This is a genomic window from Thauera sedimentorum (assembly GCF_014489115.1).
Taxonomy (GTDB): domain Bacteria; phylum Pseudomonadota; class Gammaproteobacteria; order Burkholderiales; family Rhodocyclaceae; genus Pseudothauera; species Pseudothauera sedimentorum.
This window is the reverse complement of sequence record NZ_JACTAH010000002.1, coordinates 1,072,048-1,098,490: the sequence shown is the minus strand read 5'-3', so window position 1 is coordinate 1,098,490 and position 26,443 is coordinate 1,072,048. Positions and strand designations below refer to the sequence as shown.

At 71.0% G+C, this 26,443-nt stretch carries 23 protein-coding genes; 10 read left to right on the top strand and 13 right to left on the bottom strand.

What is annotated here, in order from left to right:
• From IAI53_RS14970 to IAI53_RS14955, 4 genes are all read right to left on the bottom strand, one after another.
• Positions 1 to 1,035: retention module-containing protein (locus IAI53_RS14970; protein ID WP_187718966.1), on the bottom strand; the 1,035-nt coding region annotated here is incomplete at its 3' end.
• A 172-nt stretch (positions 1,036 to 1,207) separates the two neighbouring features.
• Entirely contained in the window at positions 1,208 to 1,813 is a 606-nt protein-coding gene (locus IAI53_RS14965; RefSeq protein WP_187718965.1) for a response regulator transcription factor, read from the bottom strand.
• Entirely contained in the window at positions 1,810 to 3,231 is a 1,422-nt protein-coding gene (locus IAI53_RS14960; protein WP_187718964.1) for an HlyD family type I secretion periplasmic adaptor subunit, read from the bottom strand. The genes IAI53_RS14965 and IAI53_RS14960 overlap by 4 nt, the downstream gene beginning before the upstream one ends.
• Entirely contained in the window at positions 3,231 to 5,393 is a 2,163-nt protein-coding gene (locus tag IAI53_RS14955) for a type I secretion system permease/ATPase (RefSeq protein WP_187719464.1), read from the bottom strand. The genes IAI53_RS14960 and IAI53_RS14955 overlap by 1 nt, the downstream gene beginning before the upstream one ends.
• Before the next feature lie 253 nt (positions 5,394 to 5,646).
• Between IAI53_RS14955 and IAI53_RS14950 the strand changes: the two genes are divergently transcribed.
• Both IAI53_RS14950 and IAI53_RS14945 read left to right on the top strand, forming a co-directional pair.
• On the top strand, positions 5,647 to 6,012 hold the full coding sequence (locus IAI53_RS14950) for a PilZ domain-containing protein (RefSeq protein WP_187718963.1): 366 nt from the start codon (positions 5,647 to 5,649) through the stop codon (positions 6,010 to 6,012).
• 169 nt (positions 6,013 to 6,181) lie between these two features.
• The gene (locus tag IAI53_RS14945; protein WP_187718962.1) at positions 6,182 to 7,246 is read left to right on the top strand and encodes a hypothetical protein; all 1,065 of its coding nucleotides are present in this window, start codon (positions 6,182 to 6,184) and stop codon (positions 7,244 to 7,246) included.
• Between the two features lie 50 nt (positions 7,247 to 7,296).
• Here the strand turns inward: IAI53_RS14945 and IAI53_RS14940 are convergent, their stop codons facing one another.
• The 9 genes from IAI53_RS14940 to IAI53_RS14900 all read right to left on the bottom strand — a co-directional run bounded on the left by IAI53_RS14940 (position 7,297) and on the right by IAI53_RS14900 (position 18,813).
• Positions 7,297 to 9,405 (bottom strand): YgiQ family radical SAM protein, encoded by a 2,109-nt coding sequence (locus tag IAI53_RS14940; protein WP_187719463.1) that lies wholly within the window; start codon positions 9,403 to 9,405, stop codon positions 7,297 to 7,299.
• A gap of 234 nt (positions 9,406 to 9,639) precedes the next feature.
• Positions 9,640 to 10,032: a DUF2784 domain-containing protein gene (locus tag IAI53_RS14935; protein WP_187718961.1), complete on the bottom strand. Its 393-nt coding sequence runs from the start codon at positions 10,030 to 10,032 to the stop codon at positions 9,640 to 9,642.
• Between the two features lie 12 nt (positions 10,033 to 10,044).
• Complete coding sequence (locus tag IAI53_RS14930; RefSeq protein ID WP_187718960.1) at positions 10,045 to 13,137, bottom strand: efflux RND transporter permease subunit; 3,093 nt, start codon at positions 13,135 to 13,137, stop codon at positions 10,045 to 10,047.
• Entirely contained in the window at positions 13,134 to 14,117 is a 984-nt protein-coding gene (locus tag IAI53_RS14925) for an efflux RND transporter periplasmic adaptor subunit (RefSeq protein WP_187718959.1), read from the bottom strand. Before IAI53_RS14925 ends, IAI53_RS14930 begins: the two co-directional genes overlap by 4 nt.
• Positions 14,118 to 14,237: 120 nt before the next feature.
• Entirely contained in the window at positions 14,238 to 15,146 is a 909-nt protein-coding gene (locus IAI53_RS14920) for an adenylate/guanylate cyclase domain-containing protein (protein ID WP_187718958.1), read from the bottom strand.
• A 177-nt stretch (positions 15,147 to 15,323) separates the two neighbouring features.
• Positions 15,324 to 15,917 carry a DNA-3-methyladenine glycosylase I gene (locus tag IAI53_RS14915; protein WP_187718957.1) on the bottom strand — a complete coding sequence of 198 codons (594 nt, stop codon included), beginning with the start codon at positions 15,915 to 15,917 and terminating at the stop codon, positions 15,324 to 15,326.
• On the bottom strand, positions 15,914 to 16,804 hold the full coding sequence (locus IAI53_RS14910) for a ribose-phosphate diphosphokinase (protein ID WP_187718956.1): 891 nt from the start codon (positions 16,802 to 16,804) through the stop codon (positions 15,914 to 15,916). The genes IAI53_RS14915 and IAI53_RS14910 overlap by 4 nt, the downstream gene beginning before the upstream one ends.
• A gap of 9 nt (positions 16,805 to 16,813) precedes the next feature.
• Positions 16,814 to 18,424, bottom strand: coding sequence for a thymidine phosphorylase family protein (locus IAI53_RS14905; protein ID WP_187718955.1), 1,611 nt, complete (start codon positions 18,422 to 18,424; stop codon positions 16,814 to 16,816).
• A 35-nt stretch (positions 18,425 to 18,459) separates the two neighbouring features.
• Entirely contained in the window at positions 18,460 to 18,813 is a 354-nt protein-coding gene (locus tag IAI53_RS14900) for a hypothetical protein (protein WP_187718954.1), read from the bottom strand.
• Between the two features lie 277 nt (positions 18,814 to 19,090).
• On the opposite strand from IAI53_RS14900, the gene IAI53_RS14895 reads away from it, so the two are divergent.
• Genes IAI53_RS14895 through IAI53_RS14865 form a run of 8 tightly spaced genes read left to right on the top strand, consistent with a single transcriptional unit; the run spans position 19,091 to position 26,319 of the window.
• Entirely contained in the window at positions 19,091 to 19,375 is a 285-nt protein-coding gene (locus IAI53_RS14895) for a phosphopantetheine-binding protein (protein WP_187718953.1), read from the top strand.
• Positions 19,375 to 20,034 carry a COG4648 family protein gene (locus IAI53_RS14890; protein ID WP_187718952.1) on the top strand — a complete coding sequence of 220 codons (660 nt, stop codon included), beginning with the start codon at positions 19,375 to 19,377 and terminating at the stop codon, positions 20,032 to 20,034. Before IAI53_RS14895 ends, IAI53_RS14890 begins: the two co-directional genes overlap by 1 nt.
• Positions 20,035 to 20,054: 20 nt before the next feature.
• The gene (locus IAI53_RS14885) at positions 20,055 to 21,413 is read left to right on the top strand and encodes an AMP-binding protein (RefSeq protein ID WP_222948316.1); all 1,359 of its coding nucleotides are present in this window, start codon (positions 20,055 to 20,057) and stop codon (positions 21,411 to 21,413) included.
• Positions 21,410 to 21,733: an ApeI family dehydratase gene (locus IAI53_RS18480; RefSeq protein ID WP_222948315.1), complete on the top strand. Its 324-nt coding sequence runs from the start codon at positions 21,410 to 21,412 to the stop codon at positions 21,731 to 21,733. The genes IAI53_RS14885 and IAI53_RS18480 overlap by 4 nt, the downstream gene beginning before the upstream one ends.
• Positions 21,730 to 22,704 carry a lysophospholipid acyltransferase family protein gene (locus tag IAI53_RS14880; RefSeq protein ID WP_187718951.1) on the top strand — a complete coding sequence of 325 codons (975 nt, stop codon included), beginning with the start codon at positions 21,730 to 21,732 and terminating at the stop codon, positions 22,702 to 22,704. The genes IAI53_RS18480 and IAI53_RS14880 overlap by 4 nt, the downstream gene beginning before the upstream one ends.
• Entirely contained in the window at positions 22,701 to 23,282 is a 582-nt protein-coding gene (locus IAI53_RS14875) for a LolA-related protein (RefSeq protein ID WP_187718950.1), read from the top strand. The genes IAI53_RS14880 and IAI53_RS14875 overlap by 4 nt, the downstream gene beginning before the upstream one ends.
• A complete protein-coding gene (locus IAI53_RS14870; RefSeq protein ID WP_187718949.1) occupies positions 23,279 to 25,651 on the top strand; it encodes an MMPL family transporter in 2,373 nt (790 codons plus the stop codon). Before IAI53_RS14875 ends, IAI53_RS14870 begins: the two co-directional genes overlap by 4 nt.
• On the top strand, positions 25,648 to 26,319 hold the full coding sequence (locus tag IAI53_RS14865; RefSeq protein ID WP_187718948.1) for an alpha/beta fold hydrolase: 672 nt from the start codon (positions 25,648 to 25,650) through the stop codon (positions 26,317 to 26,319). Before IAI53_RS14870 ends, IAI53_RS14865 begins: the two co-directional genes overlap by 4 nt.
• Positions 26,320 to 26,443 lie beyond the last annotated feature (124 nt).

Here is a 26,443-nt window from a genome sequence, read left to right as displayed (position 1 = left end):
CGCGTCCTGCACGCTCTGGATCGTCAGCGTGTCGCCTTCCGGATCCGTGTCGTTGGCCAGCAGCACCGACGGGGCAATGGTCAGCGCGGTGTCTTCCGCGGTGGTCAGTGCGTCGTCGGCCGCTTCGGTGGCGTTGTCGTCGCCGGCGTCCGGGGCGTCATTGACCGGGGTCACCCGCACGCGCACCGTCGCGGTGTCCGTGCCGCCATTGCCGTCGCTCACCGTGTAGGTGAAGCTCGCGTTGCCGGTGAAGTCCGCCGCCGGGGTGAACACCACCTGGCCACCGACCAGCGAGACCGTGCCGTTGACCGCGTCCTGCACGCTCTGGATCGTCAGCGTGTCGCCTTCCGGATCCGTGTCGTTGGCCAGCAGCACCGACGGGGCAATGGTCAGCGCGGTGTCTTCCGCGGTGGTCAGTGCGTCGTCGGCCGCTTCGAGCGAAGGCTCGGGCTGAGGCTCTGGTTCCGGCTCGGGCTCGGGTTCCGGCTCGGGCTGCGGTTCCGGCTCGGGCTGAGGCGCCGGTTCCGGTTCGGTCTGGCTATCTGCAATCAGTGCGGCTTCGGCCAGCGTAGACTGGGCCAACGGCACTTCATTCGTCTCACTCCCTCCGAACTCGAACTCCAGCGAATCCACACCCTCGCTGATCCGCAGCAGGCGCACGAAGTTGCTGCCTTCGCCGCCGCCACCGCCGGCCAGACCGGCCGCGGGGGCTTCGAGCAGGTCGTCGAGGTTGGCGCCCTGGTCGAGGGCCTGGAGGATCTGCTGGATGGTGCCGTCGGCCAGGGCCGCATCGGCCGCTGCGGGACGGGTTTCCTCGGACATCTCCGCGGAAACGGCGACGGTCTGGTTCTCGTCGATGCCGATCAGGGCGCCTTCCAGGCTGGCCAGCTCGACCCGGCCGCCGGCCGAGGTGACGACGATCTCGCCTTCGTGCAGGACGTCGCCGGCCTTCAGCGGGCGGAGGTTGCCCTCGGAATCTCGGGCGAAGGCATTGCCGGTGACGGCGACGACGGTTGCGACGGGCTGGTTGGCCATGTGGGATCTCCTGGTTGATTCGGGCGGCCGGGACGCGGAGGCACCCGGCGGACATATTCGATGACAGCAGGGAGCCTATCCGCCCGGCGGCGGCGGAAAAATTGGACCGATGGACAGGGTGTGAGAAAAATCACGCCCCCGCGGGCCGCTCCGGCGAGCGGAACGCCGCGCCTCAGGCGCTGACGCGCAGGGCGAGCTGCAGGCGGTCGCGCACGCCCAGCTTCTCGAATACGGTGCCGAGATGGGCCTTGACGGTGCGCTCGGTGATGCCGAGCAGACGGGCGATTTCCTTGTTGCTGTGCCCTGCGGCCACGGCGCGGGCCACTTCCTGCTCGCGCGGGGAGAGCCGGATCAGCACATCGGCGGCGGCCTGCGCCGGCTCGGCCGGCAGCGACTTGCGGAAGGCGCCGATGACCCGTCCCATGAGCTCGGGGCCGATCCACAGCCCGCCGTGGCTGACCACCACGGCAATCTCGCGCAGCAGCAGCGGCGCGGCGTAGGCGTGGCAGTAGCCCTGCGCGCCGCAGTCGAGCGCGAGCAAGGCCTCGTCCTGGGTCGGCTGCGGCGAGAGCACCACCACCGAGGGGGTCGCCGGGGCGCCGGTGAGGCGTGCCAGCCTGGCCTCCCAGTCCGGCAGGGAGGCCGACAGCCAGACGATGTCGGCCGGCGGCACAGCCGTGTGCGCGGCCTCCGGCGTGCAGCACACGGCGTCCGGGAAAGCGTCGCGCCAGCGCGCCATCGTGCTGTCGCCGGCAGCGATGAATACGTGTCTGGTCATCTTTCGGTCAACGCATTGGCCCTGGCCCGCAGCACGGGCTTGAGCAGGTAGGACAGGATGGTCTTCTTGCCGGTGAGGATGTCCACCTGGGCGACCATGCCGGGGATGATCGGCAGGCCCTCGCCCAGGCTGGCCTCGCGGGTGCGCACGCGGACCACGTAGAAGGCGTTGCCCTCATCGTCGGTCACGGTGTCCGCGCTGATCTGCTCCACCTCGGCCTCCAGGCCGCCATAGATGGCGAAGTCGTAGGCGGTGAACTTGACCACGGCCTCCTGGGCGGGGCGCAGGAAGGCGATGTCCTTGGGCAGCACCTTGGCCTCCAGGATCAGCGCGTCGTCCAGCGGCACGATCTCGACCACCTCCTTGCCCGGCTGCACCACGGCCCCGACGGTGTTGACCAGCAGGCGCGACACCGTGCCGCGCACCGGCGCACGCACTTCGGCGTGCTTGACGCGGTCGGCCAGGGCACGGCTGCCTTCGGAGAGACTGGCGAGCTTGCCCAGGGTGTCGGAGAGCTCGTTGCGCAACTGGTTGCGCACGTTGAGCTCCACCTCCTGGATCTTGGCCGTGGCCTCGGCAATGGCGGCCTGCACCCGGGAGATCTGCGAACCGGCCTGGTCGCGTTCGCCGCGCAGGCGGGCGACGTCGCGCTCCAGACGCAGCAGTTCGACCTCGGACACCGCGCCGGAATCGATCAGCGGGCGGGTCACCTCGAGTTCCTGGCTGACCAGCTCGAAAGCGCGGCCGGCCTGCTCGCGGCGCGAGCGCGCTTCATTGAGTTCCTGCTGGCGCTGGGCGAGTTGGTCGCGCGCGATCGACAGCTGTGCGTCCATGCCCTGGCGGCTGGAGAGGTAGAGTCGCTGTTCGTGCGCGGCAATCTCCGGCGCATCGCGCAGCACTTCATCCGGGAAGACGAGCTCGGTGCCGCCGGTCAGCGCCTCCAGCCGGGCAGCCTTGGCCTGCAGCGCCAGGTACTGGGCGCGGTTCTCGAGCAGGGAAGAGACGAAACGGGTGGGATCGACGCGCAGCAGCAGGTCGCCGGCATCGACCACCTGGCCTTCGCGCACCAGCATCTCTTCGACCACGCCGCCGTCCACCGTCTGCACCACCTGCAGTTGCGTGGACGGGATGACCTTGCCTTCGCCGCGGGTGACCTCGTCGACCTCGGCCACGGCCGCCCAGAGCACCAGCAGCACGAAGACCAACAGGGCAACGCGCAGCAGCGCGCGAGCACGCAGCGGCTCCTGCTGCAGGCGCGCCCAATCGGCGTCGCCCGCCCAGTCGAGACTGTCGGACTGCGCCGGCGGCAGGATGCGGGAGAACAGGCGGTCGATCAGCGGACGGGCCGTACCGGACAGGCGGTTGCTGGCGCGTCCGACCGCGTCGAACAGGCGGCGCTGGGCGGAAGCCTGCGTCATCAGCCGGCCCTCCCGATGCGCCCCTGGCGCAGCGCCTCGACCACCTGCGCCTTGGGACCGTCGGCCACCACGCGGCCGGCGTCGATGACGATGATGCGATCGATCAGGTCGAGCAGCGAGGTACGGTGGGTGACGACGATCATCGTACGCCCGCGGGCGTATTCGCCCAGGCGGCGCTTGATGTCCTCTTCCGACGAGTGGTCCATCGACGAGGTCGGCTCGTCGAGCAGCAGCACCGGCGGGTCGTTGATCAGCGCGCGGGCAATTGCCACGCCCTGGCGCTGTCCGCCCGAGAGCGACTCGCCGCGCTCGCCCACCAGCATGTCGAAGCCCTGCGGGTGGTTGTTGACGAACTCCAGGATGCCGGCGGTCTCGGCTGCGCGCAGCACCGCGGCATCGTCGGCCAGCGGGGCGGACAGGGCGATGTTCTCGCGCAGCGTGCCGTAGAACAGGGTGACGTCCTGCGCCACGTAGCCGACGTTGCGCCGCAGTTCGGCCGGATCGAGCTGGCGCACATCCACGCCGTCCACCAGCACCGCGCCGCCGGTTGGACGGTACAGGCCGAGGATCAGCTTCTCCAGCGTGGTCTTGCCCGAACCCACCCGGCCCAGGATGGCCACCCGCTCGCCGGGCTGGATGCGCAAGGAGACGTTGCGCAGGGCCAGCGTCTCCTGTCCGGGGTAATGGAAGCTCACGTCGCGGAACTCGATGGCGCCGCGCAGGCTGGGCCGGCTGACGAAATTCGACTCCTCGGGGCGCTCGACCTCCTGCGCCATCAGGGTATCGAGCGAGGCCAGCGCGGTGGCCGCGTTGTGGTACTGCACCAGCAGCCCGGCGACCTGGCCGATCGGCGCCATCGCCCGCGAGGACAGCATGTAGCAGGCGATCAGCCCGCCCATGGTGAGCTCCCCTTCGCCGATCAGGTACACGCCCAGGACGATCATCGCCACGCTCACCGCCTGCTGCACCCACATCGCGCCGTTGGTGGCCGAGGCCGACAGCAGGCGCAGCTGCGCGCCGACCCGCGCCAGCAGCGCCGCGCTGCGCTCCCACTTGCGCTGCACCGGTGCCTCGGCGCCCAGCGCCTTGATCGCCTCGATGCCCACCAGCCCTTCGATCAGCGTGGCATTGCGCTGCGCGCCGGCGCGATAGGTGGTTTCGGTGAGTTCGTGCATCTTGCCCTGCACCGCCATCGCGTAGAGCAGCAGCAGCGCGACGCCGACCACGAAGGGCAGCGCCAGCGGCCAGGCGATCCAGCCGATCACCAGCAGGAACAGCGCGGCGAAGGGCACGTCGATGAAGGCGATGACGGTGGCCGAGCTGATGAAGTCGCGCACCGATTCGAAGGCGCGCAGGTTGGCGGCGAAGGAGCCGGCCGATGCGGGGCGCTCTTCGAGCCGCAGCCCGAGCACGCGCTCCATGATGCGCGCGGAGAGCTTCACGTCGATGCGTCCGCCCGCGAGATCGACGAAGTGCCCGCGCATGGTGCGCAGCACCAGGTCGCCCACCAAGACCACCAGCACGCCGGCGGCCAGCACCCAGAGCGTCTCGATCGCGTTATTGGGCACCACGCGGTCGTACACGTTCATGACGAACAGCGGCATGGCCAGCGCGAACAGGTTGATCAGCAGGGCAGCGATCAGCACGTCGCGGTAGAGCGCGCGGTTCTCGGCGATCACACCCCAGAACCAGTGCTGCGCGCGCGCCGGGCGCACCATCGGGCTGCGCGCGTCGAAGCGGAAGCGCGGCCGCAGGTAGATGGCCCGCCCCGAGTAGCGGGCGGCGAGCTCGGCCACCGGCATGTCCACCGCTGCTTCGCCCAGTTCGGGAAACACCACGCGGGCCACGCTGCGCGTGTCATCCCAGCCGGCGAGTACGCAGGCACGGTCGTCGCCGAGCAGCAGGATGGTGGGGGCGAGCGCGTCGTTGAGCCCTTCCAGCGGGCAGGCCACCACCTTGCTGGTCATGCCGGCGCGCTGCGCCGCACGCTCGAACAGGGACGGCGTCAGCCCGGCCGCATCCACCGGCAGGCCGGCCAGCGCAGTCTCGCGGGTCAGAGTGCCGCCGTGCGCCCGGGTGACCAGAATCAGGCATTCGAGCAGGGCATCAGGCCTGGCAACGGCGACGGCGACCTCCGCTGAGCCGGGGGTCGCACTCTCCATTTCGGTCAGGCTGTGCGCTTCTGCCACGTCGTCGATTTCACAGGTCGAGGTACAGCGGCGCATTGTGCGGCTAGACCAATAATGGTCCAAGAGAAACCGCAAAAATGTTGCGGATTTTTGCACGCGCGCCGCCCATCGGATTCGCGCCGCGGCCGGAACCGGTCCCAGACCCTTGTCCGCAACGCCCGATGAGGACCACAATGAGCGCGGCGCGAACCCCGCGCCGAAGGACTGCGCAAGCGAGGTCAGCGGCATGCACACCCCCGAACACCGCCAGTTTTCCCGCGTCGGCTTCCACGGCGACGCACGCCTGTCGATCGACGACCGGGAGGCGTCCTGCCAGGTCCTCGATCTGTCCCTCAAAGGCGCGCTGCTGCAACTGCACGGTCCGCTCGACCTGCACACCGGCGAACGCTGCCTGCTCGAACTGACGCTGGACGATGGCGCTGCCGTGGTGCGCATGGAGGGCGACATCGCCCACCGCGAGGATGCTCGCGTCGGCCTGGTGTGCCGCGAGATCGACCTCGACAGCATCACCCACCTGCGGCGCCTGCTGGAGCTCAACCTCGGAGACGCGGAGTTGCTGCACCGCGAGTTCTCCGCGCTGATCGCCGACTGAGCACCGACTGAGCATATCGACCGCCGTATCGGCCGCAGCGCCGTGTTGCGGTCGCGGGCGCGAGCGGCACGCCCGATTCAATTCCATTGGCATTGCTCCTGAAGCCTGCGTTACATTGCAGGGCATCCCGTCCGCGGGGCTGCCGACAGTAACCGGGGAAATCCAGGAGATGAGCGACCGCGAGCACACGATCCACCCCGAGGAGCTCGAAGACTTCGTCCGCGAAACCCAGGCCGACGACCTGCTCTACGTCATGGGCGACGATGAAGGCGCCGCCGGCCTGTGCCCCTACATCACCTTCTACATGCGCCATGCGGCGGAGCGCGCCACGCCGCTTGCGCAGGACATGGTCGCGCTGTGCCGGGCATTCGCGGCACTCGCACCCCCCTCCTTCCGGCTGGTGCGCGAAGACGACGGGCGCGGCTGGCGTACCTGCCGCGGCGGTCGACTGCCCGCCCGGGTGGACACCGCCGCCCGCCGGGCCATCCGCCAGGGCAGGGGCTACCTGCTCGAGGCCACCGACAAGGCGCTCGGCTGCGACAGCGCGCGCTGGGCCATCGCCCTGCACGTCGATCGCGACCCCACCCGCTACAGCTACCTGAAGCTGACCTTCCGTCAGCACTGGTACCTGCGCAACCGCGAAACCTGGCACGGCTTCGTGCGCGAAGCCATCGCCCGTCTGCAACCCGTACAGTGCTACAGCGGCTTCGAGATCGGCAACGGCGGTTTTGCCCTGCCATTGCCGCGCTGGCACCGGATGCTGGAACGGGTCTGCGCCACGCGCTTGCTGGGGATGGACATCGACCACCCCGCCAGGATGGCCGAACACGGTCTGCGGCAGAGCGACGGCAGCATCCGCCCGGTCGGCCTCGGCAGCGGCCTGCGCCCGCCGACCTGGTGCTTCCTGCTCTCGCCACACTGGCTGGCCCGCCTCGACCGCAGGCCGCAGGAAGTGGCCGCGGCGCTCGCCCACCCCGAGATCGCCATCGACACCATCCCCTACGCAAGCGGGGGCGATACGGCCGGACAGGTCGCGCTGTGGATTCGCCTGGGCCAGCTCGACGCCTACCCGGCCGACGGTCCGCCGCCGCTGCTGCCCGGACTCGCCGCCCGGCTGCTGCGCCCGCTGCTGCTCAGTGGCCCTGAGCCATTCCTCAGCGAAGCCGGCGGCAGCCTGGACGCAACCGAAGCCACGCGCTGGCTGTACCGCTTCGACACCTACGGGGAAGGCTGAACCCGGCCCGTCACGCCGGAATCGCGCCGTAACCGGACCGGCCAGCCGCCTCAGGCGCGCCGGCGCGCAGCGGCCCCTTTCGAAGCCGCGCAGGATCTCCCGGCCTTGCCGCCGGCCGGCTTGCCGGGCGCCGTCCGTCGGCCGCCCGGTGCGCGTGCTCCCGCCTGGCCTGCCTGCGCCACCGGCTGCTGCCAGGGCACCAGCTGGTCCGGCCGGTTGCCGATCAGGTCGCGCCGGCCCATGGCCTGCAGGGCTTCGCGGATCAGCGGCCAGTTCTCCGGGTCGTGCCAGCGCAGCAGGGCCTTGTGCAGCTTGCGCGAACGGCCGGCGCGCGCGGTCTCCACGTTTTCCGAATCCGCCGAGACCTTCTTCAGCGGGTTGCGGCGGCTGTGGTACATGGTGGTGGCGAGCGCCATCGGCGTGGGCAGGAAGGTCTGCACCTGGTCGGGGCGGAAGCCGTTCTTCTTCAGCCACAGGGCGAGATTGACCATGTCCTCGTCGGTGGTGCCGGGGTGGGCAGCGATGAAGTAGGGCACCAGATGCTGCTTTTTGCCCGCCTCTTTCGAGTACTTGTCGAAGAGTTCGCGGAATTTCTCGTAGGTGCCGATGCCCGGCTTCATCATCTTGGAGAGCGGGCCGGATTCGGTGTGCTCCGGGGCGATCTTGAGCAGGCCGCTCACATGATGGGTGACCAGCTCCTTGACGTACTCGGGCGAGCGCACCGCGAGGTCGTAGCGCAGCCCCGAGCCCACGGTGACCCGCTTCACGCCGGGAATCGCGCGCGCCTTGCGGTAGAGCGAGATCAGCGGGGCATGGTCGGTGCCGAGGTTTTCGCAGATGCCCGGGTAGACGCAGGACAGCCGGCGGCAGGAGGACTCGATCTGCGGGTCCTTGCAGGCCATGCGGTACATGTTGGCGGTGGGACCGCCCAGATCGGTGATGTGGCCGCGAAAATCCGGCATCTTGTCGCGGATGTCCTCTATCTCGCGCAGGATGGAGGCTTCCGAGCGGCTCTGGATGATGCGCCCCTCGTGCTCGGTGATCGAGCAGAAGGTACAGCCGCCGAAGCAGCCGCGCATGATGTTGATCGAGAACTTGATCATGTCCCAGGCCGGGATGCGCGCCCCGCCGTAGGACGGGTGAGGCGCTCGGGCGTAGGGCAGACCGTAGACGAAGTCCATCTCCGGGGTGCTCAGCGGCACCGGCGGCGGGTTGATCCACACGTCGCGCCGCCCCGCCCCTTCGCCGTGCGCCTGGCGCAGCGCGCGCGCGTTGCCCGGGTTGGACTCCAGGTGGAAGACGCGCGAGGCGTGGGCGTAGAGCACCGGGTCGGCGCTCACTTCTTCATACGACGGCAGGCGCACCACGGTATGGGCGCGCTGCGCGCGGCGCTCGGACAGCCTTGCGCTGCGGCTGACGATGCGCACCGGCTGGGCGCCGTCCGCCGTAGCCGGGGCCGCCGCGGCGGGCTCCATGGCGTAAGGGTCGGGATGCGGATCGACACGACCCGGGCGGTCGAGCGCCAGCGAGTCGATCTCCTGCCACGCATCGCCGGGCAACCAGTCGGCGCGCACCATGAAGGCGGTGCCGCGCAGGTCGCGGATCTCGCCGATCGCTTCGCCGGCCGCCAGGCGCTGGGCGAGGGCCACCAGCGCGCGCTCGGCGTTGCCGAACAGCAGCAGGTCGGCCTTGGAATCGGCCAGCACCGAGCGGCGCACCTTGTCCGACCAGTAGTCGTAGTGCGCGATGCGGCGCAGCGAGGCCTCGATGCTGCCGATCACCACCGTGGCGTCCGGGAAGGCCTCGCGCGCGCGCTGCGCGTACACCGTGACCGCGCGGTCGGGCCGCCGGCCGGCCGCGGCGTCGGGTGTGTAGGCGTCCTCGGAGCGGATCTTGCGGTCCGAGGTATAGCGGTTCACCAGCGAGTCCATGTTGCCCGCGGTGATGCCGAAGAACAGGCGCGGGCGACCGAGCGCGCGGAAAGGCTCGGCGCTGGTCCAGTCGGGCTGGCTGATGATGCCGACGCGCAGGCCGTGCGCCTCCAGCAGGCGGCCGACCAGGGCCATGCCGAAGCTGGGGTGGTCGATGTAGGCGTCGCCGGTGACCAGAATGACGTCGCAGGCATCCCAGCCCAGCGCGGCCATTTCGGCACGCGACATCGGCAGGAAGGGCGCAGCCTGCTGCGGCGCGCGCGCGCCGGCGAAGATCGGCGCAGGGGTGGAGCTATCGGGGGACACGGGGAGGGCCTGCTGCGGGGTAAGGGCGTGATTCTACTCGGATTGTCCGGGCGCCGGCCGGTTCCCTCGGCGATGCCCGGACCGTAGGTAGGAGCGGCCTTGGCCGCGATTGCTGCGGAGGTTTCGCCGACAGACGGATCGCGGCCAAGGCCGCTCCTACAGCCGGGTCGGGGGGCTGTCGGCCACGTCGGCGCGGCGGCGGCGCCAGGCCCACAGGTAGATCGCCACGTTCAACGCCAATACGAACAGCCCGAGCCCGACCTGCAACTCGCGGGTGAGGCCGGCCGGGTAGATCAGCGGCCACAGGTAGTGCTCGATGAACCCGCCCTCGATGCCCGCCTGCCCGGCCAGGCGCCGGTAGTGATCCTCCAGCGGGGTGAGCGGGCAGATGAAGCCGCCCAGTTCCACCGCCGCCCCCCAGGCCGCGGCCGGCAGGTGCATCCACGCCGCGCGCGGCCAGCGCAGCGCCAGCAGGCCTCCCAGCACGACAAAGACGATGAAGGCCAGATGCAGCACCAGCAGCGCATCGGCAAGCAGGCGCGGGTCCATGCCGCCCGCCGTTCAGGCCGCCGCGGTGGCGCGCCGCCGGCCCATCGCCAGGCGGTAGATCAGCGGGATGGCGAACAGGGTCAGCACGGTGGAGAAGCCCAGCCCCCAGACGATGCTGGCGGCCACCGGCCCCCACATCAGCGACTTGCCGCCCAGGCCCACCGCCAGCGAGAACAGCCCGCCGATGGTGGTGATCGAGGTGATCAGTATGGGCACCACGCGCCGGCGCGCGGCGTAGATCGCCGCGTGCTGCACGCTCATGCCCGCGGCGAGGCGCTCGTTGGCCGCATCGATCAGCACGATGGCCGAGTTCACCGCGATGCCGGTGAGTGCGATCACCCCGTACAGGGTGTACAGCGACAGCGGATTGCCCGACACCAGCAGGCCGAGCACCACGCCGGTGAAGGCCAGCGGCACGGTGGTGAGGATCAGCAGCGGCTGGAAGTAGCTGCGGAACTGGGTGGCGAGGATCAGGTAGATCAGCCCGACGCCGAAGGCGAACAGGCGGGCCATCGAATCCAGGCTCTCCTGGATGTCGTCGAGCTCGCCGGAGAAATCCAGCGCCACGTTGGGGTAGGCGGCCTGCCGCCCGGCCCAGGCGGCCTTGAGGCGGTTGTTGGCCTCCAGCGTGTCGATGGTTTCGCGGTCGAGTTCGGCCTCCACGGTGATCGCGCGCTTGAACTGGTAGTGGCGGATGTAACCCTTGGAGACGCGGGTTTCGGCATCGACCAGCTCGCCCAGCTGCACGCTGCGCCCGTCGGCCAGCGGCACCGGGCGCTGCAGCAGCTCGGTGACGTCGACCATCGCTTCGGGGCGCGCGCGCACCACCACTTCCATCTTCTCGCCCTGGTCGCGGGTCACGCCGACCACCTCGCCCTCGCCGTAGAGGCGCAGCAGGCGGGCCACCTCGCCGGCCGAGATGCCTGCGCGCGCGAGCTTCTCGCGGTTGGGCACCAGGCGCAGCTCGCTGCGCCCGGCCACGTCGTCGTCGGTGATGTCGCGGGTACCGGGGATGCGCGCCACCTCGGCGAGCAGTGCATCGGCCGCGGCACGCAGTTCGGTGTAGTCGTCGGCCTTGAGCTTGATGCTGATCGGCTTGGCCGTCGGCGGACCACCCTTGAGTTCGAGGAAAGCCGGCTTGCCCTCGCCGCCGAGCGCCAGGATGTGCGGGCGCAGGCGTTCGATGATCTCCGCGGTGTCGGCCATGTCGCCGCGGCGCGGTTCGAGCGAGACGAGCACCTGGCCGTACTGGTCGCCATACAGCGGTTCGGTATCGGTGAACTTGAACCCGGCCGAGGACGACACCGAGCGCAGCTCGTCCGGACCCACCTGCTCGCGCACCACCTGCGCGGCGCGCTCGGTTTCTTCCAGCGTACGCGCCAGGGTCACCCCTGCGGGCATGTCGACGTGAATGTAGAACAGGCGGAGCGAGTCGAACGCGAAGAACTGCGTGCGCACCACCTCGGCGCCGATAGCGCCCAACGCACCGACGAAGGTCATCACCACCATCGCCAGCGCCAGCCGCGGATAGCGCATGACCGCGATCAACATGCGGGAGTAACGCACCCGCACCCTATGAGTGAAGCGCTCGCGCATCAACTGGGCGCGGCTGGGTGCGCGCCGGTAGTCGGGGCGGATCGCCAGCACGTGCGCAGGCAGGATCCAGAAGGCCTCGAACAGGCTGATGGCCAGCGCCACGGTGACCACGAAGGGCACCACGAACATGAACTTGCCGAGGATGCCCGGCAGCAACATCAACGGCAGAAAGGCGGCCATGGTGGTCAGCACCGAGGAGAGCACCGGCGCGCCGACCTCGGCCACCCCGCCCACTACCGCTTCCAGCGGCGGCTCGCCGCGCTGCAGGCGGTAGTAGATGGCCTCAACCACCACCACCGCGTCGTCCACCACCATGCCGAGCACGATCACCACGCCGAGCAGCACGGTGAGGTTGAGCGTGGAGCCGATGCCATCGACCACCAGGAAGGCGCCGGCCAGCGAGAACGGGATGCCGAGCGCCACCAGCACCGCCATGCGGGTGCCGAGGAACAGCCAGCACATGCCGAGCACCGCCAGCAGGCCGATCAGCGCGTTGGACTCCATCACCGCGATCGCGCTGCGGGTCTGGTAGGTCTGGTCGTCAAGCACGGTCAGCTGCACGCCCTGGCCGCGCAGCAGCGGATTTCGCTCGGCGGCGAAATCGGCCAGGCGGCCGACCAGTTCCAGCGTATTGGCGTCCGGCTGCTTGGTCACCGACAGCATGATCGCCGGCATGCCGTTGTAGGCCACCGTCTGCGTGGTGCGCTCGTGGCCGCGCGCCACCCGCCCGAGCTCGTCGAGCGCCACCCTGCCTTCAGGCGTGACGATGGCGGCCTGGGCGAGCACCTGCGGATCGGTGGTCTTGCCTTCCAGGCGCACCAGCCACTCGCGGTCGGCCACCTGCACCCGGCCGCCCAGCGTGTTGCGGAACCAGCCGGCCACGCCGTCGGCGACCTGGATCGGCGACAGGCCGGCGGCGGCCACCCGCTCGGGGTCGAAGTCGACATGCAGCTCGGGTTCGTCCAGGCCCAGCGCCAGCACCTGGTCCACCCCGGCGATCTGTTCGATGTCCTTCTTCAGGCCGAATGCGGCGCGGCGCAGTGCCTCGCCGCCGCCGGGCGCGTACACCGCGAGGATGGCCGAGGGGAAGCCGTTGGAGGAAGTGACCTCGATCACTTCCGGGTCGGTGGCGTCGAAGGGCAGCTCGGCCGCCGCCTTGTTCTGGATCTCGCGGCGCAGGTCGTTGATGCGCTTGTCGAAGAGTTGCTCGGAGATCTCCTCGAAGCGCACCAGGATGGACGACACGCCCTCGCGGCTGGACGAGGACACGAACTTGATGTCCTTCACCTTGGCGAGCGCATCTTCCAGCGGCGCGGTGAGCTCGCGCTCCACATCCTCCGCGGAAGCACCCGGCAGCGTGGTCAGGATGCTGACCCAGTTGAAGTTGATCTCCGGGTCCTGCGCGCGCGGCATGGTCAGGTAGCTGACGATGCCGCCGACGATCACCAGCACGAAGGCAATGTTGGCGAGCGGGTGATTGGTGATCAGCCGCTCGTACCAGCGGCTCACCGCGACGCTCCGGTGGCAGGCAGATCCAGGCCGTGGCGCCCCTCATCGACCAGCAGCGTCTCAGGCGCAAGCTTGACCGCAACCGGGCGCCCGGCTTCGGCCTGCGGCAGCGGCTCGAACACCGGGCGGCCGTCGCGCACCAGCCACACGCCGGAAGCGCCGTCGCGCTGCAGCACCCACGAAGCCGGCAGGTAGGGCTGCGGACTGACCCAGCGCAGTTCCCCGGCCAGGCCGGGCGGCACGCCGTCGCGGGCGGCGAACACCGCCACCTGCACCTGCCCGGCGGCGGACACCAGCGGCGAGACGCGCAGCAGTTTCAGCGGCAGCTCGCGCGACCCGGCCACCAGGCGCCAGGCGCCGGCCGCACGCATCGAGTCGATGTGGGCAGCCGGCACGCGGGCGCGCACCTCCACCCCGTCGTCGGCGGCGAACACCAGCAGGGGCGTGCCCGGCGCGGCCAGATCGCCGACGCTGGCGAGACGTTCGCGCACCACCCCGGCGTAGGGCGCACGGATGACCGTGCGCGACAACTGCAGGCGCGCGGCCTCCAGGCCCTGGCGGGTGGCCGCCAGTTCGCTCTGCAGCACCGCCAGCTCGGTGCGCTTGACCCGCAGCCCGTCGCTGCTGATGAAACCGCGCGCGGCCAGCGCCTCGGTCTGCGCAAGCTGGGCCTCGGCCAGCTTCACCCGGTTTGCCAGCAGCTCCACCTGGGCGCGGGCCCGATCCAGTTCCACGCGGTAGGAGGCCGGATCGATGCGCGCAAGCTCGCCCCCCTTGCCCACCCGCTCGCCCACGCGGGCGGGCAGGTAGTCGATACGCCCGGAAACCTCGGCGGCAATGTTCGCCTCATTGACCGCCACCACCTCTGCCGGCGCGCGGAACTCGGGATGGACGGCAATCTCGGCAAACGGACGGGAGGTCCATTCCGCCGCCGACAGCGCGGCGGGGAGGAGGCACAGCAAGGCCAGCAGAGCTTTCATGGTCGGGGGTATCCGGCGGATTGTGCACTTCTGGTGCCTCACCCGGCCGGCATCGTTCGAATGCGGTGCGCAATTGTGCGACGGCGCATGAATGCCGTCCACCGCGAAGGGCGGAAACGCCTAGTCGACGACGCGGAAGCTCAAGGTGGGAACGGTGAAGTCGTCCGGCGGCGCGCCCAGGGCGATCTCGCCTTCGCCATGCAGCATGATGCCGTCACGTCGCAGCATGAGCGCCTGCGCAGCGCCGGCCAGGCGCACCCAGGTGCCGTTGCTGCTGAAGTCGGTGAGCATGCACTGCCCGCCCGACCATTCGATGCGCGCATGCCGGCGCGACACCCGCGGGTCGTTGACGATGAAGCCCGCCTCCTCGCCGCGGCCGATCACCAGCGGCCCCTCGGCGGCGCCCAGCATGCGCTGCTGGTCCAGCCAGTTCAGCTCCAGGCGCTGTTCGCGCGGCAGTTCCTCGTCGACCTCGCCCACCCCTATCGGAAAGATCAGCGTGGTCTCGGCGGTACGTCCCCAGTCGACCCGCCACACCCGCACCGGCTCCACCTTGCCCTTGATGGCAATGCGGTCGAGGCTGTGGCAGCCCGCACGCTGCTCGTCGCGCAGGCGCTGGAACACCGAATCGGAGAGCAGGATCTCGTTGGCCTGCGCAAGGTCCGACAGCCGCGCGGCGACGTTCACCGCGTCGCCGTAGCAATCGCCGTCATGGTCCACCACGCTGCCGTAGTCGATACCCACCTTGACCGCCACCAGCGCCGGCAGCGGCCCGCCTTCGGCCAGGTCGCGCAGTACCGCCGGCAAGGCGACGCACACATCCACCGCGGCATCGACGTCGTCGAACAGCACCATCACGCCGTCGCCAAGATACTTGACGATGCGCCCGCCGGCCCGCGAAAGGTGGCCGCCCACGCACTGCATCGCCCCGGTGACCATGTGGGTGGCCATGACGTTGCCGACCGACTCGAAGAGGCCGGTACTGCCGGTCAGGTCGGCAAAGACGACCGTCCTCAGCGACTGGCGCACGTGCGTGCTCCGGTCCACGCCAAGCGCCACCGGCACCGTGCGCCAAGCACGGCCCTGCCGACGGGCGCGGCACGGCCGCCCGGCTCACTGGGCACTGCGGTATGGACTTCGCGGATCATGGATTCTCCCAGGTTGCCAGCGGTGCAAGAGCGCTGCGCAACCCCTCGGGCGGCAATCCTAACATCTGTGGATAAGCACGTCATCGCCTGCAACGGCGCGACCATGGCGAAAGCAGTCCACCGTGTGGTCATCGACCATGCCGACCGCCTGCATGAAGGCATAGCAGATCGTCGAACCGACGAACTTGAAGCCGCGCGCGCGCAAAGCCTTGCTCATGGCGTCCGAGACCGGCGTGCTGGCGGGCACGTCCGCGAGCGTGCGCGGGCTGTTCACCACCGGCTGCCCGCCGACGAAGGCCCACAGCCAGTCCACCGGATCGATGCCTTCCTCGCGCATCGCCAGCCAGGCGCGCGCGTTGATCACCGCGGCGTCCACCTTCGCGCGGTTGCGGATGATGCCCGGATCGGCCAGCAGCGCGGCCTTGCGAGCCTCGTCGAAACGCGCCACGCGCTCGGGATCGAAGCCTTCGAACACCTCGCGGTAGTGCGCGCGCTTCTTCAGCACGGTGAACCACGACAGCCCGGCCTGGGCGCCCTCGAGCAGCAGGTACTCGAACAGGCGATGCTCGTCGCGCACCGGCACGCCCCACTCCTCGTCGTGATAGGCGCGATAGAGCGGATCCTCGCTCACCCAGCCGCAGCGCACGCTCATGACGGCTGCTCCATGGCGCGCAAGGCGGCGGCGATGGCCGGCGCCACCGACACTGCATTGCTCGGATGGGCGATGCAGTCGGTGCTCCACACCTCGCCCACGCCGGCCGCCCGGATCGTGGCCAGCGCGTCGCCGGCGAACAGCGCATGGGTGACCGCCACGTCCACCGAAGCCGCGCCGGCCGCACGCAGCAGCTCGGCGGCACGCGCCAGGGTGCGGCCGGAACTGGCCACGTCGTCGAGCAGCACCACCGCGCGCCCGCGCACCGCCACGTCAGGCAGGCGGATGTCCACCTCGCGGTCGCCGTGCCGCAGTTTGGCGCACACCGCATGCTCGAAACCCTGCGCCGCGGCGGCCGCGGCAACCCACTGCGCGGATTCGGCATCCGGCCCCAGCAGCAGGGCGCCAGGCCGGCGTTCGGCCACTAGTGCCGCCAGCAAGGGCGCGCCGAAAACGGTGCGCGCGTCGACCACCGGCACCGCTGCGGCAAGCGTGGCAACCCGATGCAGGTGCGGGTCCACGGTGACCAGGGCGTCGAACAGGGAGGCGAGGAAATCGCCCACGATGCGCTGGCTCACCGCCTCGCCCGGGGCGAAGGCCTTGTCCTGGCGCATGTAGGCGAGATAAGGCGCCACCAGGGTGAGGCGCGCCACGCCCTGCGCGCGCGCCGCGCCGGCTGCGAGCAACACTTCCGTCAGCTTCTCGCTGGGCTGTTGCAGGCCGCGCAGCAGCACCACCTCCGCCGGCAGTTCGGGCGGCAGCCGCAAGCGCAATTCGCCATCGGGGAAGCGGTGGCGCTCGATCTTCACGCAGCGCAGACCGGCTGCGGCGGCGATGCGCCCGGCCAGCGCGGCCTCGTCGTCGAAGTGCAGCAGCAAGGCCGTCATCGCCCCTCCTCAGAACTCCACGAAAACGTGCGGCACCTCGGCTTCGCCGCCTATCGCGTAGCCGATCGCCTGGGCGCAGGCCTGGCGGGCGAACTCGAGGTCGGCCGCGTACTCGGCATGGACGCGGTAGAGCGGCTCGCCCTGGACCACCGGGTCGCCCAGCTTGCGGAACAGGTCGACACCGGCGCACGCCACCTTGGGCGCACCGGCCAGGCGGGCGATGCGCGCCAGCTGCAGGTTGTCGATGGCAGTGACCACGCCGCCCGCCGGCGCGGCCACTTCGAAACTGAGCCGGCCGAGCTTGAGATGGTCGGGGTCGAAGGCGCGCGCGCCCTGCGCACGGATCAGCGCGTTCATCTTGGCCAGCGCGCGCCCCGAATCGAGGATGTCACGGGCGATGGCAAACCCGTCGCCGCCGCGCACGTCCGGGTCGAACTCCAGCATCCGCCCCGCCAGCCGCAAGGCCTTCTGCCGCAGATCGTTGGGCGCCGCGGGGTGGTTCTCCAGCACGCGCATCACGTCGCGCGCCTCCAGCACCGGGCCGATGCCGTTGCCCACCGGCTGGCGGCCGTCGGTGATCACCACGTCGAGCGCCAGGTTCATGCGCGCGGCGACGAACTCGAACAGCTTGCGCAGGCGCTGCGCCTCGGGCATGGCGCGCACCTTGGCGGTAGGGCCCACCGGGATGTCGAGCACCAGGTGGGTGGAGCCGGCGGCGATCTTCTTGGACAGGATGGAGGCCACCATCTGCCCGGGCGAGTCGATCGACAGCGGCCGCTCCACCGAGATCAACACGTCGTCGGCCGGCGACAGCCCGGCGGTGCCGCCCCAGGCCAGGCAGCCGCGATGGGCGCGCACGATGTCGGCCAGCGCCGCCTCGGGCAGTTCGACCTGCGCCAGCACTTCCATGGTGTCCGCAGTACCGGCCGGCGAGGTGATCGCCCGCGACGAGGTCTTGGGGCACAGCATGCCGTGCGCGGCGACGATGGGCACCACCAGCATCGACGTACGGTTGCCGGGAATGCCGCCAATGCAGTGCTTGTCCACCACCGGCCGCTCGCCCCAGTCCAGCCGCCGCCCGGAGTCGACCATCGCGTCAGTGAGGAAGTACACCTCCTCGCGGTCGAGTTCGCCCTGGTTGGTGGCCACCACGAAGGCGGTCAGTTCGATCTTGGAATAGCGATGCTCGGCGATGTCGCGCACGATGGCGCGAAAATCCTCCCGCTCCAGGCGTTCGCCGGCGATCTTGCGGTGCAGCGCGGGAATCGAGGCCGCCGGCTCCGCCTGCGAGACGCTGGCCGGATGGCCGTTGTCCACCCCGAGCTGGGCAAAGGCGTCTTCCGACAACCCCAGCTCGCAGTTGCCGACGATGGCCTCGTCGTCCACCACGTTGAGGGTGGCGAGGATGCGCTTGCCGTTGGCGCGGACCTCCACCTTCGACAAGGCCTGGAAGCCTTCGGCGCGATAGACCGGGCACTCGCGATGCAGGTAGGCCACGTTCTCGCGGTAGGTGTCGATGGCCAGCCGCCGCAGGGCCAGGCGGGAACCACCTTCCACCGGCGTGGAAAGCTCGGGTCGAGGGGCACCGCCTGGGGCGTTAGGGACGTCGGGAGCAGTCATGCCGCAAGCCTACACCGGCGGACGCGGCAGCGACATCAGGCGGCGGGCGCCTTGTCCTTGCTGCGCGGCTTCTTGCGGAACTTGCGCGCCGGCTTCTTGGCGCCCGCACCCTGCTCGCCGCCCTGCGGCGCGCTGCCCGGCTGGGCGGCGTTGCCGCCGCCTTGGGGGCGCTGGCCACCACCGCCCTTGCGGCGCGACTGGCCGCCTCCGCCACCGTTGCGATCGACTGCCGGACCGCTGCGATCGGGCGTGCCGATACGGTTGCCCGGGGCGAACATGATCTCGAGTTCGTTCAACTCGTCCCACTCGGCATCGGTGCGCTGGCTGTCGGGAATGGCCTGCAGCGCCTGCATGCGGGCACGCGGGGAAACTGGTTTTGGTGCGTTCATGGCGCCATTATCCCACTGTTACATCCGGTCATGCCACGGCGCAGCGCGCCCGGCTTGCTCGCGGCTCGTGGCCGTGCCGCGGGCTCGATCGCCGCGAAGTATAGAGGATGGCGCCTCCATCGCCCCATCCGCCACAGGGCGGACGATGAACTTTTCCTACCCTGAACGGCGTAAACAGGCGAAAATTCGCCTTGCGTGCCGCGGACGGCAACGGACGGCTCCGCCCGCTCCGCCCGCCGTGGCGAACATTCCAGCAACCCTTGGCTCCCGCAAGAAGATGACCCAAGCAAGTCCCGCGTCCGCCGACGCCGCGCTGCACCGCGAAGTGGCGGAACTGATCGTTGCCGCCCTGAACCTGGAAACGAGTGCCGACGAGATCGAAACCGATGCGCCGCTCTACGGCGAAGGTCTGGGGCTGGATTCGATCGACATTCTCGAAGTCGCGCTGGTGGTCTCCAAGCGCTACGGCTTCTCGCTGCGCGCCGACAACGAGGACAACCTGCGCATCTTTTCCTCGCTGCGCAGCCTCTGCGACCACATCGCCGCCAACCGGACCCAGTAATGCACATCGGTCGGCGCGGCGCACGCAGCCTGCTGATCGGCGCCGCGGTCCTCGCCTGGCTGGTCCTCGCCTGGCTCACCACCGCCCCTGACGAACCGAGCTCCTTCGGCGCGCTGGTGGCCGTGGTGCCCTACATGGCGATCGCCCTGGTCATGGCCCTGCGCTCGCGCAGCCGGGCGCCGGCGGTGGCGCTGTGGCTCGCGGTCGCCGCCCTCGTGTGGTGGCAGTGGCCGCAGATCCGCAGCCGCTTCGAATGGATCTACCTGATCCAGCACGTCGGCGCATTCTCGCTGCTTGCGCTCGGTTTCGCGCGCACCCTGGCGGCCGGCGCGGAACCGCTGATCACCCGCATGGCGCGGCTGACCCACGAAGACCCGCTGCCGCCCGCGCTGGCGCGCTACACCCGTGGCGCCACGCTGGCGTGGACGCTGTTCTTCAGCGCCATGTGCGCCAGTTCGCTGTTGCTGTTCTTCCTCGGGCAGATGGCCGCCTGGTCGCTGCTGGTCACCCTGCTCACCCCGGCGCTCACCGTGGCGATGTTCGTCGCCGAGTACCTGGTGCGCCTGCTGGTGCTGCCCAACGACATCCGCCCGGGGCTGGTCGATTCGGTGCGCGCCGTGCTGCGCAATCGCAACGGCGCCACGCCGCCGGCGTTCTGAGCCTGCATCCTTCGTTCGCGATGAATCCGCTGCCGCTCGTCTCGCACACCGACCCGGACGCCGTGATCGCCTGGCGCAACGGCCAGCCGGTGAGCGTGCGCCGTTTTCTCGCCGACGTCGCCCGCGTGGCCGCGCGCCTGCCCGACTGCGAACACCTGCTCAATGCCTGCAGCGACCGCTACCGCTTCGCGGTCGGCTTCTGCGCCGCGCTGGCCAGCGGACGGGTGAGCCTGCTGCCGTCCACCTACACGCCCGACACCCTGCGCCACCTTGCCGAGTTCGCGCCGGGTTGCCAGGTGCTGACCGACGGCGACCCCACGGCCCTGCCCCTGCCGGCGGTCGTCTTTCCGCCGCTGGACGAGGCCGGACCGGCAGCCGGCGCGCCCTTCACCGTCCCGCGGATCGCCCCCGACCGCCTCGCCGCCTGGGTGTTCACCTCCGGCTCCACCGGCACGCCGGTGCCGCACCGCAAGAGCTGGGGCCTGCTGGTGGCCAATGTGCGCGCCGAAGCCGCCGCGCTCGGCCTGGACCCGGCGCGTCCGGCCACCCTGGTCGGCACGGTACCGCCGCAACACATGTATGGCTTCGAATCCACCGTGCTGCTGGCGCTGCAGAACGGCGCCGCCTTCGACGCCGGGCGCCCCTTCTACCCTGCCGACATCGCCGCCGCGCTGGCGCGCACCCGCGCCCCGGCGGTGCTGGTCAGCACCCCCTTCCACCTGCGCATGCTGCTGGACGAAGGCATCGCCCTGCCGGCGGCCGAGTTGCTGCTATCGGCCACCGCGCCCCTGCCCGAGGAACTCGCGCGCCGTGCGGAGGCGGCCTTCGACGCCCCGCTGATGGAGATCTACGGCAGCACCGAGACCGGCCAGGTGGCCATCCGGCGCACCGCCGAAGGCGCGACCTGGACGCTGTTCCCCGGCGTGCGCCTGGACGAGCGCGATGGGCAGACCTGGGCCTCCGGCGGGCACATCGAGGTGCCGGTGCCGCTGTCGGACGTCATCGAGCGGATCGACGAACGCCGCCTGCTGCTCAAGGGGCGCAACGCCGACCTGGTGAACATCGCCGGCAAGCGCACCTCGCTGGGCTGGCTCAACCGCCAGCTGCTCGCCATTCCCGGCGTACGCGACGGCGCCTTCCATCTGCCGGACGACGACGGCGGCGCGCAGGTCACCCGCCTGGCGGCCTTCGTGGTCGCGCCGGGCCTGGACGCGCGCGAGGTGCTCGCCGGCCTGCGCCAGCGGGTGGACCCGGTGTTCCTGCCGCGCCCGCTGATCCTGCTCGACACACTGCCGCGCAACGCCACCGGCAAGCTGCCCCGCACCGAATGCGAGGCGCTGCTCGCCGCCCACGGCAGCGCACGCGAGCTGCGCTCATGAGCGGCGGCACGGCGGTCCTGCACATCGCGGCCGACCATCCGGCCTTCGCCGGGCATTTCCCCGGCCGGCCCATCGTCCCCGGCGTGGTGCTGCTCGACGAGGCGCTGCGCGCGATCGCCGCCGCGGAGGGCCTCTCCGCCACCGCCTGGAAGCTGGGCTCGGCCAAGTTCGTCCGCCCGGTCGGCCCGGGTGAGCCTCTGCTGCTGCGCTGGCAGGCGCCCGGCGCCGGCGGCGCGATCGCCTTTGCCATCGAGACTGCCGGACAACCCGTGGCCAGCGGCAGCCTCAGCCCGCAGGGCAGCGGAGTCCCGCCGGCATGAGCGGCAGCCCGACGGCCCCCGAGCAGGGCACCGAGCACCCCGCCGAACGCCCGGCGACCGCCGACTGGGCGCAGCGCCCGGAACGCAGCAACATGGCCATGCTGCGCCTGATGGCCTGGCTGTCTCTGCACCTCGGGCGCCCGACCGGCCGCGTGCTGCTGCACCTGATCGCGGCCTACTTCGTTGCCTTCGCCCCGGCCGCCCGGCGCGCCTCGCGCGACTACCTCGGGCGCGCGCTCGGCCGCCGCGCACGACTGACCGACGGCTATCGCCACGTGTTCAGCTTCGCGGCCACCATCCACGACCGCCTGTATCTGCTCAAGGACCGCTTCGAGCTCTTCGACATCCGCATCGAAGGCGCCGAACTGATCCACGACCAGACCGCCCGTGGGCGCGGCGCACTGCTGTTCGGCGCGCACTTCGGCAGCTTCGAGGTGATCCGCGCGGTCGGCCGCAACCAGCCCGGCCTGCAGATCGCCCTGGCGATGTACGAGGACAATGCGCGCAAGATCAACACCCTGCTGTCGGCGATCAACCCCGCGGCGCGCCCCGAGGTGATCGGGCTGGGGCGGCTCGACGCGATGCTGCGCATCCGCCAGCGCCTGGCCGACGGCGCCCTGGTCGGCGTGCTCGCCGACCGCAGCCTGGACGACGACGCCCGCGTCCACCTGCCGCTGCTCGGCAGCCCCGCCCCGCTGCCCCTCGGACCTTTCCGCATGGCTGCGATGCTGCGCGCGCGGGTGATCTTCATGGCCGGCCTGTACCATGGCGGCAACCGCTACACCGTGCGCTTCCTGCCGATCGCCGACTTCGCCGGCCTCGGCGAACCCGGCGCACCCACGCGCGACGAGGCCATCCACGCGGCCATGCAGGCCTACGCCGCCGCACTGGAAACCTGCTGCCGCGAGGCCCCCTCCAACTGGTTCAATTTCTTTCCCTTCTGGGGCGACGCCCCGCAAGCGCCGCAATGACCGCTCTCCGCTTCCGCCTGCTCGCCTTGCTCGCCGCCATGCTGTCCGCCCCGGCAGTCGCAGCGGCCGGATGGAACCTCGACAGCCTGATGCAGCGCCTCGCCGCCAACGCCGGCGGCCGGGTGCAGTTCGAGGAAACCCGTCATCTGGCCATCCTGGACCAGCCGCTGCGCGCCACCGGCGAACTGGTGTACATCGCCCCCGCCCGCCTGGAACGCCACACCGAAACGCCGGTCCGTGAATCCATGGTGCTCGACGGCGACACCCTGACCCTGACCCGCGAGGCGCGCACCCACACCCTGAGCCTGCGCGACTATCCTGAAGCCGCCGCGCTGATCGACAGCATCCGCGCCACCCTGGCCGGCGACCTCGCCGCGCTGCAGCGCACCTACGCGGTCTCGCTGGCCGGCAGCGAACAGGCGTGGACCCTGGACCTGCTGCCCGCCGACCCGCAGGTCGCGCAGGTGGTGTTGCGCATCACCATCCGCGGTAGCGGCGCCGTGGTGCGCGGCGTGGACATCCTGCAGGCCGACGGCGACCGCTCGTCGATGAAGATAGCGCCGCCGGACGCGAAATGACCCGTCGCCGCATCCTCGCGCTGGGGCTGTGGCTGACGCTGGTGGCGGTGCTCGCCACCGTGGTGGCGCGCGCCAGCTTCACCGCCGACATGTCGGTGTTCCTGCCCGCCGATCCCACCGAGGAACAGCGCCTGCTGGTCGACCAGCTGCGCGAAGGCATGGTCTCGCGCCTGATCCTGGTGGGGCTGTCCGGCGGCGACGCGGCAGCACGCCAGCAGACCTCCCGCCACGTCGCCGCCGCGCTGCGCGGCGATGCGCGCTTTGCCGCGGTGAACAACGGCGAACCGGTCAACCTGGAAGCCGACCGCCGCTTCCTGTTCGACAACCGCTACGCACTCAGCCCCGCGGTCACCCCCGGACACTTCACGGTCGAAGGCCTGTGCGCCGCGCTCGGCCGCACCCTGGACCTGCTCGCTTCGCCCGCGGGGCTGCTTGCCAAGCCGCTGGTCACCCGCGACCCCACCGGCGAGATGATGCGCCTGCTCGACATGCTCGACCGCGGCGAGCAGCCGCGCCGCGACGGCGAGGTGTGGGTGTCGGCCGACGGCGGCAGCGCCCTGCTGCTCGCGCTCACCCGCGCCGAGGGTGGCGACCTCGACGGCCAGGAGGCGGCCATGGCGGCGATCCGCGAGGCCTTCGCGGCGGCGCCGGCGAGTGCCGGCCTGCAACTGGAGATGAGCGGCCCGGGCGTGTTCGCGGTGCATTCGCGCGACACCATCAAGCGCGACGTCACCCGCATCGCCACCATCGGTAGCCTGCTCATCGTCGGCCTGCTGCTGCTCATCTACCGCTCGCTGCCGGTGCTGCTGCTCGGCCTGCTGCCGGTGCTCACCGGCGCGCTGGCCGGCATCGCCGCGGTCAGCCTGGGTTTCGGCGTCGTCCATGGCCTTACCCTGGGCTTCGGCACCACGCTGATCGGCGAGGCGGTCGATTACGCCATCTACCTCTTCGTGCAGACCGGCCACGGCCAGGCGCGCGACGAGGCCGAGCGGCGCGCTTTCTGGCCCACCATCCGCCTCGGCCTGCTGACCTCCACCTGCGGCTTCCTCGCCCTGCTGCTGTCGGGCTTTCCCGGTCTCGCCCAGCTCGGCCTGTACTCGATCACCGGCCTGCTCACCGCCGCGCTGGTCACCCGCTTCATCCTCCCCGCGCTGCTGCCGGCCGGCTTCGCCCTGCGCGACGTCACCGCCCTGGGCGAACGCCTGGGCCAACTGGCCGCCCGCGCCCGCCGCCTGCGCGCCCTCACCCTGGTGCTCGCCCTGGGTGCGCTGGCGGTGATCGCCGCCCGCCACGACACCCTGTGGAACGACGAGCTGCTCGCCCTGAGCCCGGTGCCGGCCGCCGACCAGGCGCTGGACCAACGCCTGCGCGACGAACTCGGCGCGCCGGACGTGCGCTACCTGATCGTCATCGACGCCGGCACCCGCGAGGCCGTCCTGCAGGCCGCCGAAGCGCTCGCTCCCACGCTCGACCGCCTGCAGGCGGACGGCGTGCTGGGCGGCTGGGACAGCCCGGCGCACTACCTGCCCAGCCAGGCCGCCCAGCGTGCGCGGCTGGCCGCCCTGCCGGCGCGCGACGAACTCGCCCGCCGCCTGCAGGCCGCCACCGAAGACCTGCCGCTGCGCGCCGAGCGCCTCACCGCCTTCCTGGACGAGGTCGAAGCCGCGCGCAAGCGCCCGCCGGTCGAACGCGACACGCTGGTGGGCAGCTCGCTGGCGCTCGCGGTGGACGCCATGCTGATCGACGGCGATTTCGGTCATCGCGCCATGCTGCCGCTGCGCGCGCCGGCCGGCGGAGCCTCCGCCCACCTGATCGACGCCGACACGGTGCGCGCCGCGCTCGCCACCGCCGATCTGCCGGCGGGTGCCGGTACGCCGCGCTTCCTCGATACCAAGCGCGAGTCCGACGCCCTCTACCACAGCTACCTCTCCGAGGCGATCCAGCTCTCGCTCGGCGGCGTGGCCGCCATCGTCGTGCTGCTGGCGGTCTTCCTGCGCAGTCCACTGCGCGTGCTGCGCGTGGTCGCGCCGCTGGCCGCGGCGGTGCTGGTGGTCACTGCCGCGCTGGCGCTGGCCGGCCGCCAGCTGATCCTGCTGCATCTGGTGGGCATGCTGCTGGTGGTCGCGGTGGGCTCCAACTACGCGCTGTTCTTCGACCACGCCACCCGCGAAGGCCAGCGCCCGGCACCGCGCACCCTGGCTTCGCTGCTCTTCGCCACGCTGACCACCATGGCCGGCTTCGGCCTGCTCGCCTTCGCCGAAGTGCCGGTGCTGCAGGCCATCGGCGTCACTGTCGGTCCCGGCGCCCTGCTCGCGCTGGTGTTCTCGGCGGTGCTGAGCCGCACCGGCAGCGCGCGGGGCGCGGCATGATCCCGCCCCCGCCACCACGCAGCGGCGCCCGCCTCAATGTGCTGGAGATTGCCGCCGGCACACCCGCCGACACCTTGCTGGTCCTGCTTGCCGGCGCCTACGACCCGCCGCAGGCCTTCGTGCAGGGAGGCTTCATCGATGCGTTGCGCGCCAGCGGCCGCGCCGTCGACCTCGTCCTGGTGGAGAGCGACCTCGCCGCAGTGTGCGACGGCAGCTTCGCCGCGCGCATCGAGTGCGAGATCCTGCAACCAGCCCGCGCGCGCGGCCACCGCCGCCTGCTCACCGGCGGCATCTCCATCGGCGCGCTGTCCGCGCTGATGCACGCAGATGCCCTGCCCGGCGGTGCCGACGGCCTGCTGCTGCTCGCCCCCTACCCGGGCGACCGCACCGTGACCCGCGAGATCGCTGCCGCCGGCGGACTGCGGGCATGGCGCCCCGCCGACGATTACCCCCCCAACGACGAACGCCGCGGCTGGCGCGCGCTGCGCAATCTCGCCGCACGCGGCAAGGTGCCGTTGTGGCTGGGCTACGGCGCCGGCGACCGCTTTGCCGCCGGCCACGCGCTGATGGCCGCGGCACTGCCCGAGAAGGACGTCTGTGCATTGCCCGGCGGCCACGACTGGCCGACCTGGCTGGCGCTGTGGCAGCGCTGGCTGGCCGCCGGCTGATCGCCGCCAAGGCCGCTTCTACGCCAAAACGGTGGCCGCTCGCCCGTGGGAGCGGGCTTGCCCGCGATGCGTCGCTCATCGACGCCCCCACACCGGATTCCGGCTCCCATCCGGGCTACAATCC

Excerpts from the sequence above, each read along its gene's own strand:
- IAI53_RS14885 (WP_222948316.1), top strand. The coding sequence starts at position 20,055 with ATGAATCCGCTGCCGCTCGTCTCGCACACCGACCCGGACGCCGTGATC.
- IAI53_RS14875 (WP_187718950.1), top strand. The coding sequence starts at position 22,701 with ATGACCGCTCTCCGCTTCCGCCTGCTCGCCTTGCTCGCCGCCATGCTG.
- IAI53_RS14905 (WP_187718955.1), bottom strand. The coding sequence starts at position 18,424 with ATGACTGCTCCCGACGTCCCTAACGCCCCAGGCGGTGCCCCTCGACCC.
- IAI53_RS14890 (WP_187718952.1), top strand. The coding sequence starts at position 19,375 with ATGCACATCGGTCGGCGCGGCGCACGCAGCCTGCTGATCGGCGCCGCG.
- IAI53_RS14960 (WP_187718964.1), bottom strand. The coding sequence starts at position 3,231 with ATGACGCAGGCTTCCGCCCAGCGCCGCCTGTTCGACGCGGTCGGACGC.
- IAI53_RS14925 (WP_187718959.1), bottom strand. The coding sequence starts at position 14,117 with ATGAAAGCTCTGCTGGCCTTGCTGTGCCTCCTCCCCGCCGCGCTGTCG.
- IAI53_RS18480 (WP_222948315.1), top strand. The coding sequence starts at position 21,410 with ATGAGCGGCGGCACGGCGGTCCTGCACATCGCGGCCGACCATCCGGCC.
- IAI53_RS14865 (WP_187718948.1), top strand. The coding sequence starts at position 25,648 with ATGATCCCGCCCCCGCCACCACGCAGCGGCGCCCGCCTCAATGTGCTG.
- IAI53_RS14935 (WP_187718961.1), bottom strand. The coding sequence starts at position 10,032 with ATGGACCCGCGCCTGCTTGCCGATGCGCTGCTGGTGCTGCATCTGGCC.
- IAI53_RS14910 (WP_187718956.1), bottom strand. The coding sequence starts at position 16,804 with ATGACGGCCTTGCTGCTGCACTTCGACGACGAGGCCGCGCTGGCCGGG.
- IAI53_RS14870 (WP_187718949.1), top strand. The coding sequence starts at position 23,279 with ATGACCCGTCGCCGCATCCTCGCGCTGGGGCTGTGGCTGACGCTGGTG.
- IAI53_RS14915 (WP_187718957.1), bottom strand. The coding sequence starts at position 15,917 with ATGAGCGTGCGCTGCGGCTGGGTGAGCGAGGATCCGCTCTATCGCGCC.
- IAI53_RS14950 (WP_187718963.1), top strand. The coding sequence starts at position 5,647 with ATGCACACCCCCGAACACCGCCAGTTTTCCCGCGTCGGCTTCCACGGC.
- IAI53_RS14880 (WP_187718951.1), top strand. The coding sequence starts at position 21,730 with ATGAGCGGCAGCCCGACGGCCCCCGAGCAGGGCACCGAGCACCCCGCC.
- IAI53_RS14945 (WP_187718962.1), top strand. The coding sequence starts at position 6,182 with ATGAGCGACCGCGAGCACACGATCCACCCCGAGGAGCTCGAAGACTTC.
- IAI53_RS14895 (WP_187718953.1), top strand. The coding sequence starts at position 19,091 with ATGACCCAAGCAAGTCCCGCGTCCGCCGACGCCGCGCTGCACCGCGAA.
- IAI53_RS14955 (WP_187719464.1), bottom strand. The coding sequence starts at position 5,393 with ATGGAGAGTGCGACCCCCGGCTCAGCGGAGGTCGCCGTCGCCGTTGCC.
- IAI53_RS14940 (WP_187719463.1), bottom strand. The coding sequence starts at position 9,405 with ATGTCGCGTGCCGAAATGGCCGCGCTGGGCTGGGATGCCTGCGACGTC.
- IAI53_RS14900 (WP_187718954.1), bottom strand. The coding sequence starts at position 18,813 with ATGAACGCACCAAAACCAGTTTCCCCGCGTGCCCGCATGCAGGCGCTG.
- IAI53_RS14965 (WP_187718965.1), bottom strand. The coding sequence starts at position 1,813 with ATGACCAGACACGTATTCATCGCTGCCGGCGACAGCACGATGGCGCGC.